The sequence below is a fragment of the Flavobacterium sp. AK-345 genome (assembly GCF_058310175.1).
Genome location: NZ_JBZEER010000008.1, coordinates 68,871 through 81,792, shown reverse-complemented (window position 1 = coordinate 81,792; position 12,922 = coordinate 68,871). Strand labels below are relative to the sequence as shown.

General features: G+C 33.1%; 9 protein-coding genes. 4 read left to right on the top strand and 5 right to left on the bottom strand.

Going from position 1 to position 12,922, the window contains the following annotated elements:
• Positions 1-42 precede the first annotated feature (42 nt).
• The 3 genes from AC4FQ3_RS15295 to AC4FQ3_RS15285 form a co-directional block, all read right to left on the bottom strand.
• Positions 43-666, bottom strand: coding sequence for a hypothetical protein (locus tag AC4FQ3_RS15295; RefSeq protein WP_491182386.1), 624 nt, complete (start codon positions 664-666; stop codon positions 43-45).
• Positions 638-1,984, bottom strand: a complete 1,347-nt coding sequence (locus AC4FQ3_RS15290; protein WP_491182385.1) for an AAA family ATPase — start codon at positions 1,982-1,984, stop codon at positions 638-640. Before AC4FQ3_RS15290 ends, AC4FQ3_RS15295 begins: the two co-directional genes overlap by 29 nt.
• A 73-nt stretch (positions 1,985-2,057) precedes the next feature.
• Positions 2,058-3,212, bottom strand: a complete 1,155-nt coding sequence (locus AC4FQ3_RS15285) for a 5-(carboxyamino)imidazole ribonucleotide synthase (RefSeq protein WP_491182384.1) — start codon at positions 3,210-3,212, stop codon at positions 2,058-2,060.
• A gap of 208 nt (positions 3,213-3,420) precedes the next feature.
• Between AC4FQ3_RS15285 and AC4FQ3_RS15280 the strand changes: the two genes are divergently transcribed.
• The 4 genes from AC4FQ3_RS15280 to AC4FQ3_RS15265 all read left to right on the top strand — a co-directional run bounded on the left by AC4FQ3_RS15280 (position 3,421) and on the right by AC4FQ3_RS15265 (position 10,100).
• Positions 3,421-4,479, top strand: coding sequence for a helix-turn-helix domain-containing protein (locus AC4FQ3_RS15280; RefSeq protein WP_463459783.1), 1,059 nt, complete (start codon positions 3,421-3,423; stop codon positions 4,477-4,479).
• Positions 4,480-4,493: 14 nt separating this feature from the next.
• Positions 4,494-5,555 (top strand): helix-turn-helix domain-containing protein, encoded by a 1,062-nt coding sequence (locus AC4FQ3_RS15275; protein ID WP_491182383.1) that lies wholly within the window; start codon positions 4,494-4,496, stop codon positions 5,553-5,555.
• Positions 5,556-6,060: 505 nt separating this feature from the next.
• Positions 6,061-9,159 carry a T9SS type B sorting domain-containing protein gene (locus AC4FQ3_RS15270; protein ID WP_491182382.1) on the top strand — a complete coding sequence of 1,033 codons (3,099 nt, stop codon included), beginning with the start codon at positions 6,061-6,063 and terminating at the stop codon, positions 9,157-9,159.
• A gap of 23 nt (positions 9,160-9,182) precedes the next feature.
• Positions 9,183-10,100, top strand: coding sequence for a PorP/SprF family type IX secretion system membrane protein (locus tag AC4FQ3_RS15265; protein WP_491182381.1), 918 nt, complete (start codon positions 9,183-9,185; stop codon positions 10,098-10,100).
• A 62-nt stretch (positions 10,101-10,162) separates the two neighbouring features.
• Here AC4FQ3_RS15265 and AC4FQ3_RS15260 read toward each other — a convergent pair whose 3' ends face one another.
• Both AC4FQ3_RS15260 and AC4FQ3_RS15255 read right to left on the bottom strand, forming a co-directional pair.
• Complete coding sequence (locus AC4FQ3_RS15260; RefSeq protein ID WP_302093581.1) at positions 10,163-10,714, bottom strand: hypothetical protein; 552 nt, start codon at positions 10,712-10,714, stop codon at positions 10,163-10,165.
• Positions 10,715-10,744: 30 nt separating this feature from the next.
• On the bottom strand, positions 10,745-12,835 hold the full coding sequence (locus AC4FQ3_RS15255) for a TonB-dependent receptor (RefSeq protein WP_491182380.1): 2,091 nt from the start codon (positions 12,833-12,835) through the stop codon (positions 10,745-10,747).
• Between the last annotated feature and the right edge of the window lie 87 nt (positions 12,836-12,922).

The window sequence follows — 12,922 nt, the reverse complement described above, 5'->3', positions numbered from 1 at the left end:
ATTGTTTCAAGTTTTATTTAGACTGAAAATTGCTTTTTATGATTATTCTAATTCTGGAATCATATTCCAAATATCAATTTCGAATTCTTCTTGAATTACCCTTAAATATGATACCTGTTTTATATCTTCTTCAATAAGTATAGAAAAAAAGTCTTCTGGTGAAACTCCAAAACTATCTATTTCTTTTCTTTTTCTAATGATAAAATTACGTCTCTGTTCAATTTTTTCAGGAATGTTTAATTCTAATAAATCTATGAGGTTTTTAACTTTTATGTCTGAACTTTCCTCAAAACGATATTCGCCAACTATATATACTAGTTTTTCTTCGAAATCATTTTCACAAGGTTGTAAAATGTCATCAAAAGAGATGTTCTTTTTTTTAAATTCTAATTCTTTTAATCTTTTTCGAAAGTTAACTTTGTTTTTAACTTTGAACCAATTAGAATATGAATCATAATCAGAACATTTTAAATTTGGATTAAAATGTTCAATATCATTTGCATCGATAATTGGATCAATAAATTCTTCTGAATAAGCACAGAAGCTTTTTTGTTCTTTTAAAAGAATAGATCCTAATAGACTGTTATTTGCTCCTTTTTTACAATTGTATTGTAAAATGTCAGTAATAATTTTAGAACTATTGTAGTCTTTTTTGATTTTTTTCATCTAAAACAAAATTGTACAGATTCCCTATTTTAGAAGCTTCTAAAATATATTTTTTCTTTAATTCTTTATCGTCTTCTGATTTTACTTTATCTAATAATTCTATATATTCTTTAAATTTTTCTTGTACAGCTTTACTATAATAATTTACACCAAAATCATTATAAAGCATGTCATTTGGGTCATCTCCAATTGGAGAAATTCCTCTACGAACCGCAACTGTTCCTTTTTCATCAAAATATAAAATAAACCTTTCTTCTGGTTCGAACGATGCAGCAATAAAAGGCGAGTGAGTTGCAACTATGAATTGCGATTCTGGGGCAAGTTTTTTGTAATGATCCATTAAGTCCATCTGCATATCTGGATATAGAGAACGTTCGGGTTCATCAATTAATACTATTGAGTCTTTTGTGTCAAGTTTATATAAAGGTAAAAATGATAATAATAAACCCTTAGTTCCTGTACTAGTGTTTTCTATTGGTATAATACTATCTGTTTTTTTGTTTTTTATTGGAATTGGATACTCAGTATTGACTATGTCAACCTCTAACGATAATTTTTTTAAAATAGGATTGAATTTTTCTGCAAATAATTCTACTTTGTTTGGATTTTCTTTTTGCCATTTTTGAATCTCAGAAGCTAAATTTGACAAATCTGCTGAGCCGTCTTTATTATGAATTAATTCAGATATTCTTTGTGTAAAATTTTTACGATATTCTAAAATTTCACTAAGAAGGAATAGCCAGATTTTAGGATCAACATTATCATTAAAAACGAAATTTGAAAGATAGAAACTTTTATCTAGTAAATTTTCAATATTTACCTCAGTACCTTTTCGATATATTTCAATTAAATCAATTGGGTTTTTTGTGAAAATATCAATATTCTTATCAGAAATTAAATTAGCTTTTAAGTAAATGATTTTTTCTTCTTTAGTAGGTATTAAATGTGTTCCATAACCGTTTTGTAATTCGAAAATATAATCTTTATTGTTGTAAGAAAATTTTTTATTTTCACGGCTATATGTTGTATCGCTAAATAATAATTCAATTTTCCCATTTAATTCAGGCAAATATTCGCTAAACACTGATGGTGAATCTGTATTTCCATTTAGTAGACTTATATGTAAAGCACACATAATTTGTTCATTAATCAATTCTAATAACCCAGTCTTCCCAGTTGCACTTTGTCCAATAAAACATATTTTATCTAAAGGTTTTCCTCTTTTTTCTTTAATATGGAAATCTTCAGGATAAGTAAAATCAAAATCCAGATTTTCTAAATGTCTAAACTGATCGATATGTAATTTTGAAATTTTCATTTATTGAGTTTTTACAAAGCTAATTAAAAAATGATTGCTATTAGAGACTGAAAACTGCGACCACGACTGAAAACTAAGCACTAATCACCTTAATCGTATTCTTAACTTTCTCGGCAATCTTTCTTGCTTCGGTCATATTTTCATTTACGATCGTAACATGCCCCATTTTTCTGAATGGTCTTGTTTGTTTTTTGCCGTAAATATGTGGTGTAACGCCATTCCATCCTAAAATAGTTTCGATATTTTCATAAACGACATCTCCGGAGAAACCTTCGGCACCTACTAAATTTACCATAACTCCAGCTACTTTGCTGTCTGTATTTCCTAAAGGAAGATCAAGAATCGCGCGTAAATGATTTTCGAATTGAGATGTATAACTGGCCTCAATAGAATAATGGCCCGAGTTGTGTGGGCGAGGAGCAACTTCGTTTACCAAAATCTCATCTTCATTGGTTTGAAACATTTCTACAGCCAAAAGCCCAACGTGATTGAATTTCTCTGAAACATTCAAAGCAATTGCTCTGGCTTTTTCGGCTACTTTTTCATCAATTCTTGCGGGACAAATTACATATTCAACCTGATTGGCTTCAGGGTGAAATTCCATTTCTACAACCGGATACGTTTTAATTTCTCCCGATGGATTTCGAACCACAATAACCGCCAATTCATTTTTAAACGGAACCATAGTTTCTGCAATGCATTCTACGTTAGGTAAATCATCCAGATCAGAAATCTGGCGAATTACTTTTACGCCATTTCCATCATAACCAAATTCGGTACATTTCCATACAAACGGAATTGTGATTTCGTTATTTCCTATCGATTTTTGAAGTTGTTCCGGAGAATCAAATCGTAAAAAAGCTGCGGTTGGGATATTACTTTCGGTATAAAAAGCTTTTTGGATGCCTTTATTCTGAATTCCTTTTAATGTTTTTGGAGACGGATATACTTTTACGCCTTCGTTTTCTAATTGTGTTAAAGCTTCAAGATTAACCAATTCAATTTCAAAAGTAAGAACATCAACTTGTTTTCCAAAATTGTAAACTGTTTCATAATCCATCAAATCGCCTTTAAAGAATTTGTTACAGGCAATTTTACTCGGCGCTTCGTCGCTCGGGTCTAAAACATAAGTTTGTATGTCAAATTTTCTGGTGTCAGACAATAACATTTTACCCAATTGTCCGCCGCCTAATATTCCTAATTTAAAATCAGAAGAAAAATAATTCATTTGTAGTGTGTTTGTGCAAAGATAATTGATAAAATAGAAATGCCAATTTATTGTGTATGGAATTGCTGTTTTTTAAAATTTCAAAAGCAAAAAATAATTTGTTAAAATAATGTATTTTTTTTAAAGAAGTGGTTTAAATATTTTGTTTTATATGCCTGAATTCCTTAGGTTTGATCTGATTTTCAACCATTATCCATTTCGTAATATAATGACCACAAATAATTGGGCGAACCATATTCAGAAATATCTTTTTTTATTAAAAGATGATTTTTTTGAATTGCCTTATCTGTCTAATTCGCCTCAGGTAATGTTAGACAGCCTTATCAAATTGCCTATTACAAAACATACACCAACAAAGCAATTAATCGTTACAGATAATGCTTTTTGGAAAGGTACAATGCGCTACCGCACCATCGAAGACGGGTTCTGGATTCTGGAAACCAACCTTACGATGAACGAGAATATATTGGCCAAAGCAACTTATACTCAAGATCATATTAAGGATTATTATATTCTGTCTTTTTCGGTTTTTGAGTATCGATTTCCATTCCCCGGTTCAGAGGATATAGTCCTGCTAAGTACGTGCTGGACTTTTTACAAACCCGATACTGAAGTGGCTACTTATTTTTATAAAGGTACAAAAGGCAAGTTTTTTAATATTGCCATGAATAAAGAATGGGTTGACAAGCATATAAAGTCAGATAAATTTTGCGAAAAAGGAATTCTTGAAAATTTCTTCAACGGACAAAAGGGATTTTATACCTGGCTTGATATTGCTCCAAAAGCACACTCAATATCCAAAAAACTTTCAAATATTTTAGAAGACGAAGCTAATATTCATCAAAATACGCCTGAATTGCGCAAACATTGTATGAAGTTAATTGCCGAGTTTTTTAGCAATGCTTTTGAAGACAGTAGGATTGAAGATAATATTTCGTTGTGCAATCTGGATTATTTTAATGTGGCCAAAGCCGAAAAAATGATTCTGCACAATCTGCAATCAACTTTTTTGGGAATTGATAAAATTGCTTTTGAAGTAAATACATCGCCAACAAAATTAAAAGCCAATTTTAAAACCGTTTTTGGATTTTCGATGTTGCAATATCATAAAGAAAAAAATATGCTTTTGGCAAAGCAATTGCTTCAAAATTCAGAAATTGAAGTTCAGATAATTGCGATAATTACAGGTTTTGAAAGCGCAAGTAAATTTACAGCGGCATTTAAAAAACGTTTTAAGGAATTGCCTTCTGTTTTTAGGGAAAATTAAATTGGGTTTCATATATGAACGTAGGAAGATGGGTTAAATTTATAAAAGACAACATAAACTTTTATAGAGATGGTTTTTTTGAGTTGCCTTATTTGTCTAATTCGCCTCAGGTAATTATAAAAAGTATTGTCAATTCTCCATCGGTAAAACATGTTGAGGAAGAGCAGGCTGTTTACAGAAATAATCCTTTTTCTAAAGGTGTCATGCGATACCGCGAAATTGAAGAAGGTTTGTGGGTTATTGTAACGAGTATTACTTTTAAGAAAAACGTAATGCTGAAAGCGATTTATGATGAAGATTATCCTATTGATTATTATACACTAACCTTTTCGGTTTTTGAGAGTGAAGTAAAACTGCAAAACACATTTGCAGACAAAACGCCTTTTTCGAGCAAATATTGGGGATTCAAAAAACCAGGAACGCCTGTTGGAGCCTATTTTTATAAAGGTTCTGAATGTGAATTTAATTTGTTTGCTTTTAGTAAAGAGTGGGCCGAACGTAATTTTTCTTTTGAAACACTTTCTGAAGATAATCACATTAAAAAATTCCTGGATTCAGATAGCGGATTTATTACTTACCAAAACATAGTTCCGAATGCCGAGCAATTGTCTAAAGAAATTTTGGTTATTTTAGAAGACAATAAACAAGATATTTTAAGCAAAGCACTTTTAAAAACCCAGGCTTTTCAGCTGATTTCTACTTTTTTCAAGAATGCTTCTTTAGATCAGAGAATTGGAAGTTACACCTTTCAGGAAACTCCTGATTACAGAAAAATTTCAAAAGCCGAAAAAATGCTTTTAGACACTATAACAAGTCCGTTTTTGGGCGTAGAATATATAGCAGAAAAAGTCGGCATGTCGCCTACAAAACTCAAGTTAACTTTTAAATTAGTTCATGGTGTTTCGATGATGCAGTATCATAAAGAAAAGAAATTATTGCTTGCCATGCAGATGATTGAAAACACCGATATGCAGATAAAAAATATTGCTTTGGCAACGGGTTATAAAAGTTCCAGCAAGTTTACGGCAAATTTTAAAAAGCGTTTTGGAAAAATGCCTTCAGAAATAAGGCTTTAAGCGCTGTAAAATTCTTTCTTTTTCATGTTTTTTCTTTTATAATAAATACTTTTTTATAATTTATCTTATTTCTGTATAAGTTTTATTTAACTGATTTTCAATGTTTTAATTTTCGCAAAGAAATCCAATCCTTACAACAATTTTTTGTAAAATTGAGTTGGTCGTTTCGGGCTATTGATGTGTCCGAATGGGCTATTTGAGCGGTTTTATTTCAATATATTTTTGTTGGATAACTTAAACTTAAACAATATGATAATAAAACTACGCTTCAATGCGAATAAGCTTCGCAACTTTCAAAAAACTTCTTATTTCGCCTTTGCATATTAAATAATGCAAGCTGTTATTTCGGACAGTTTTTAAATTTTCCTTTTATAAATAATTTGTCTTCGAGACAAGTAAAGTTCCATTGTTCTTAGCAATTGGAACAGGCAATTTATTGTTGTTTTCGAAATAAAAATAAAGAGATTAATAATCAACTCAAAAAAAACAAAAATCATATTAGAATATGAAAAAACAAATTTTATTAATTATAATAGTCACATTGCTGCAGACGTTTACATCGTTTGCCCAGACTAAGGTTTATGATGTGCCCTTATCGGATTTTGAATCTTTTTCCTCGACTTGTGGAGCAACAAGCAAATACAATTATGCGAGAGATATGCAATTTCACTGGAACTCAACAGGAGTAGGAATTCCAACGAGTATTACAGTAGAAGTAAATTTTATTATCAATTGTATTTCAACAGCAAAAGGAATAACTCTGAACAATGGCAATCAATCTGGGTTGGTTAACGTTCCTTATAATTGCAGCTGTTCTTACCCTGGTCCATATATTTCCACATGGACCGTAGATCCTTCGAATTATAATGAAGAGGGTTTAAACACTATAAATATTAACACAACAGGGAGCTCTGAAGGTATTGATAACCTTCCTGGACAGCCAGGTATTTATGCCAAAGTAACTGTAAATTATCCGCCTCCCGGACCTGATCCGGAAATCAGTGTTAAAGGTGGATCTCTTTCTATCGCAAGTGGAAATACTACACCAATAGCTGCTAATGATACAGAATTTGGAACAGTAGTTAGCGAAAGTGCGTTAGATCACACTTTTACGATCCGAAATAGAGGTACTAACGACTTGACTTTATCAGGTACTCCAATTGTAAGTATTAGTGGGAGTTCTGCATTTACAATTCAAACCCAGCCAGCTTCTGCAACAGTTGCAGGTTTAGGTTCACAAACATTTGCAGTTCGTTTCAATCCAACCTGCACAACTGTAGGTTTGCAAACTGCTATTGTTAGCATTGCAAGTGATGATGCAGATGAGAATCCGTATAGTTTTACTGTTCAGGGAACCGGTTTAGATAACGTAAATCCCGTTGCAATTGCCAAAAACATCACAGTTCAATTAGATGCAACTGGAAGTGTTATCGTAAATGCAGATCAATTGGATGATAATAGTACAGATAATTGCGGAATTAACAATTATAAAATCACGCCTGAAATTTCAGGTACTGTTTGTAATGTTGTTGGCGAAGAGGACTATTTAGTACTTACTGCACCGGCAGGAAGTATTTTTAATAATATTGTATTTGCTAGCTTTGGAAATTCTACAGGAACTTGTGGAAATTTTGTTTCAGGTTTTTGCAATGCAGCTAATAGCTTAAGTGTCGTATCATCGGCCTTACTTGGGCAAAACAGTGCAACTATTTATTCAAGTAATTCTACATTTGGAGATCCTTGTAACGGAACACAAAAAAGATTAGCTGTTGAAGCAGCTTATGGACCTTCAAGTTCATCTGCAACAGCATCAATAACTTATTCTTGTGCAGATCTTGGTGATCATGATGTGATTTTATATGTTACAGACAATAGTGGAAATGTTTCTTCGGTAAATGCAACTATAACAGTTGAAGATACAGCTCTACCAACTATTACATGTGCTGCTATTGCTTCTTCTTATAATAATGATGCAGGTGTTTGCAGTTATACAGTATCAGACACAAGTTTAGATCCTGTTGTGGCAGACAATTGTTCAGTAACAGTTTCAAATGATTTTAATAATTCAGCTACATTAAGCGGAGCAATTTTTCCTCTTGGAACAACGACTGTAATCTGGACAGCAACAGATGCATCCGGAAACAATGCAACTTGTACATATGATATTGTTGTAGTTGATACAGAAAAACCAACAATTACATGTGCTGTTCCCGCGGCTTCGTATAATAATGACTTGGGAGTTTGTGGTTTTACAGTAGCAGACAATAGTTTAGATGCTATTGCAACTGATAATTGTTCTACAGTATCAGTTTTAAATAATTTTAATAATTCAGCTACACTAAACGGAGCAGTATTTCCGGTTGGAACAACAAATGTAATCTGGACAGTAACAGATGCTGCCGGAAATACGGAGACTTGTAATTATGATGTTGTTGTAGTTGATGCTGAGGCACCAGTTGTTTCAGCAAAAAATATCACTGTTCAACTTGATGCAACAGGAAATGCTACAATAACAGGAAATGATGTTGATAATGGATCTGCAGATTTTTGTGGAGGAACATTAACATATTCAGTTTCACCAAATACTTTTAATTGTACAAATGTTGGAGCCAATACAGTGACTTTAACCGTTACAGATGCCAGCGGAAATTTTGATACAGCAACTGCAACAGTAACAATTGAAGATAAAACAGCACCAATTGTTTTAACAAAAAACATCACAATTCAGTTTGATGCTTTAGGAAATGCTTCGATCGCAGCGGCAGATGTTGATAATGGTTCAATAACCGTTTGTGGCGGATCGCTAACTTTAGCAGTTTCTCCATCATCATTTACTTGTGCCAATGCCGGAGCCAATACAGTAACACTTACTGCAACGGGTACAAACGGAGAAATTTCTTCTGAAACCGCAATAGTAACCGTACTTGAAAACGTTGCACCAATAGTTCAAACTCAGGATATAACGGTTGAACTTGACCAGGCAGGAAATGTTTCGGTTACGGCTAATCAGGTTAACAACGGAAGTTCAGACAATTGTGGTATCGGTACCATGACTCTTAGTAAAACTTCTTTTGATTGTACCAATGTTGGAGCCAATACAGTTGTTTTAACGGTAGTAGATAAAAGTGGAAACACAGCAACTGCAACTGCAAAAGTGACTGTTGTAAACAAATTTGGAGATAATGACAATGACGGAATTTTAGACAATTGCGATCCTGATGATGACAATGACGGAGTTTTAGATACAAAAGACAATTGCCCAATTACAGCAAATCCATATCAGGAAGATCGTAACAACAATGGTATTGGAGATACCTGCGATAAAGATCAAATGAATATTTCTGAAGCCTTTACTCCAAACGGAGATGGTATAAACGATACCTGGGTTATTTCTAATATAGAAAATCATCCTGCTTCTGTAGTTCGTGTTTTCAATCGTTGGGGAGCAGAAGTATTTACTGCAAGAAATTACCAAAATAATTGGGATGGACAAGCGAAAGGTCAGTCAAGCACTTTACCTGCAGCAAGTTCTTATTACTATCAAATCGATTTAGATGGTAACGGAACAATTGACAGACAAGGTTGGATATACATAAACAGGTAATTGTAAAAATTAAAATTTTAGAAATGAAAATAATTAAAAATATATCGGCGGGAGCATTACTACTTTTTAGTAGTATGCTTTTTGCCCAACAGGAAACCATACTTACAACATACCGTTACCACATGAATTTGGTAAACCCGGCTTATGTAGGTGTAGATAACGAAACTGCTTTGGCAACTACATTTCGTAAACAATGGACAGGAATTGAAAATGCTCCCGAAACACAAGCTTTATCTTTTGGTACACCGGTTGGAGGTAACATAGGATTAGGAGTTTCTATGGTTTACGATAAGACATTCGTTGAAAAACAAACCCAATTAGGAATTGACCTTTCATACAAAATGCAGGTTGGTGAACTTACTGATTTGTATTTCGGAATAAAAGCCGGTGGAAATTTTTACAATGTCAATGCTACTGGTCTTGAAACATATTCAAATCAGTCAGATCCTGCTTTGGCAAACATCAATCAGTTTAATCCAAATGTTGGTGTTGGAGCCTTATTAAAAAGCGACAAATATTTCGTATCCCTTTCTGTCCCAAGAATTTTGAATACTGAACGAGCAAAAAACAAAGATGGTTACAAGGCTGTTGCTACAGACAGACCACACGTTTATTTAAGTAGTGGTTATAATTTTGATCTTGAAACAACAACACTTTTAATTTTAAAACCATCTTTTATGATGCGTTATGTTAATGGTGCGCCGCTTTCTGTAGATCTAAATTTGATGCTTCAAATTGAAGAATTTTTAGAAATTGGAGGAAGTTACAGAGTAGACAATGCTTACGCAGCAATGGCCAGTATAACAATTAGTAAGCATTTGACATTCGGTTATGCTTATGAAACAAATACAGGTAAAGTTATGGCAAGTGCCAAAAACTCAAATGAATTTTTCTTGAGGTTTAAATTTAATAACTCAAAAAAATCAAATTCAGAATATTAGAAATAAGGGCAGCTATCACAGCTGCCCTTATTTATTTTACAAATATTCAGATTACTTCAATGCTATTTTATTTTCTTCAAAACTTCTTTGGCAACGGCTTTGTATGCTGCCGAATGATTTGAAAAATCTTTATTCAGAATAATTTTCAGTTCAGGATGAATCCAATCGTAATGATTTCCCAAAACATATAAAGTTCTTATAGAATAGGCTTTTGTAGCTACTTTTACATCATTTATCAGCCAGTCGAAAGAAGCTTCGATGCAATTTTGCAGATTTTCTTCAGAAAGGAGAATGCAGTTTTCGGCTTTTTTATAATGAGATTTTATTAAAAGCTGGATCACTTTTGCAATCGGTCTAATGGCGCTTTCTTCTTTCAAATGTTTCAGATTCGAACAGAAAAAATCTACATGAGGCTGCATCCAAAGTAATTCTTCGTAACAAACAAATTCTAAAACCCAACAAGCTCTGTGATGATTTTTATCCGAAGTTAAAAAACAGGCAGCAACCAGCTCATCAAATAAAGAATGGTTTTCTAAAATTTCACCTGAAAGCAGCGATCTGCTTGCTCTGCAAGGACTAACATAGTCGAGTTTTTTTTGCAATTCAGAAGACATTTTTTTTAATTTTCGATTTGAAATAAACATCTAAAATAAGTAATTTAATGAAACACTGCCGTAATAATTTACAGGCAAACCAGGATAATAATATCTGGGCGCTGTATTGCCATTTGCAACCGCATTTGGTAAAATTAACGAAGCATATTTTTCATTAGTTACATTATTTATTCCCGCAGCAATATGAGAAGTTAGATTTTGCAGAATCTCAAATCGATATCCCGTTTTCAGATTAATAATTGCATATGAATCTGAAAAAGCTGAATTAGCATCGTTCATCGGAACTTCGTCTACAAACTGATAATCGGCATTAAAATAAATTCCCAAACGGGTATTAAAACTCAAACCTGCATTTATTTTATTGGCAGGAACTCCGGTTAGTTTATTTCCCGAAAAATCATTTCCGTTATCAATAAATTCTTTAAACTCATAATTTCCAATAGACGCTCCCAAATAAGAATTCAGCCCAAAAAAACGATTAATTTGCCAATTATGATTTAGCGTAACTTCAATTCCTTCATGAAAAGTTTTTCCCGCATTTGCGCCCACATATTGATCGTCGCCAACTCTTTTTGCAACCAGTAAATCTTTAATTTCCATTCGATAAATTGCAATTTCAGTATAAAGTTTTTTATTGAAAAAATAGAACTTTCCGCCAAGTTCAAAATTATAACCGTTTTCAGGTTTTATATCCGGATTAATCGTGCCTTCGCTGGTAAGGGTTTCTTCGGTAGCCGGAAGAGAAAATCCCCGACTTGCAGAAAAATAAATAGTTTGTTCTTTATTTGGTTTGAAAAGAAAAGACAATTGCGGAGAGAAAATACCATCATAACTGTATTTCTGATTTGAGTTTTCGGTATAATTTGTAAGTTCAAATTGTGTTTTGTTATAATTGATTCCCGCCTGAACTTCAAAGTGTTCAGAAAGTGAAGCTTTAAGCTGCGAGAATACATTATAAAAGTGCCTTTTTTGATCGGTTTCTGTAAGCTGATTTCCCTGCAGACTTCCCTGACCATTATTTTGCTGGTATAAATTTTCGAAAGTATTTCCGCTATAAGTATCCGTAAAATATTCAACTCCGGCGATGAAATCAATTCCGGTTTCCTTAATTTTAAAATTACCGGAAAATTGCGTTCTCGCTCCGGTCGCAAAAGTATATTGACGCAGAATATCAAAAGGTCTCGGCTCATTACTGTCTTTATAATTGATAAAAACAGAAGTTGAATTATTTAGGTTGTCACCAATTTTGAAATCATACGCTAATCCGCCCAAAGTCGATTTGTACTCCTTAAATCCTTTAGAAGCCACCCAGGTTGGAGCACCAGATTCGGGATTATTTTCAAAAGCATCTTTGTTAATCGAACTTGGAATAAAAGCTTTTAAATACGTATAATTGGTAAAATAAGTCAGTTTGCTGTTTTGTTTTCGAAACAATTCACCCGCAAGCGTAATTCCTTCCCGATTGTACGCACTGTTTTCGCGCCAGCCATCTGTTTTTAAATTGTGATAACTGATGTTTAAACTGCCTTCATTTTCGTTTAAGCTATAATTCAAACTATTTTTTAATAAACCGTAAGAACCAAAAACCGAACTTATTCCGGCACTTTGTCCTTTTGATTTGGAAAGCTGAGGTGAAATTAAAATCGCACCGCCTAAACCTGCGCCGTAAATACTCGAAAGCGGACCTTTTATAATTTCGATCTGGTTGAGGTTTTCAAGATCAATATCGTCAATTACAGTTTCGCTGTTCCCAGAAGTTAACGGAATACTGCCGTAAAAAGCCCTGATTTTGTTGGTTCCGTAAGTAGTTCTCGCACCAATTCCGCGAATCGAAATTCGGCTAGTTGTAAAATTCGACGATTGCATAAAAACGCCGGGAATTGTATTAATAACCGTTGTAATATCTGTGGTGTTATTTTGCAAAAGCTGACTTTTGGATAAAATCCCGATCGAAGCCGGAGCATCCAAAATATTGGTATTTATATGAAGCGGACTAATAACCACTTCCTCCAGTTTTTCTGTTTTAAGAGTGTCAATAGCTTTGTCTTTTTGTTCTTGTGCAAAATTGTTTATAGAAGCAAAAAGCACAAAAACAAAAAAACAATATTTTTTTAAGATCATAAAGTTTTTTTAATTAAAAATTGAGAATTAAAAATTAAAAAATAATTCTGGATGCAATACCTTTCTTTAAAGGTAGAATCTATGTGT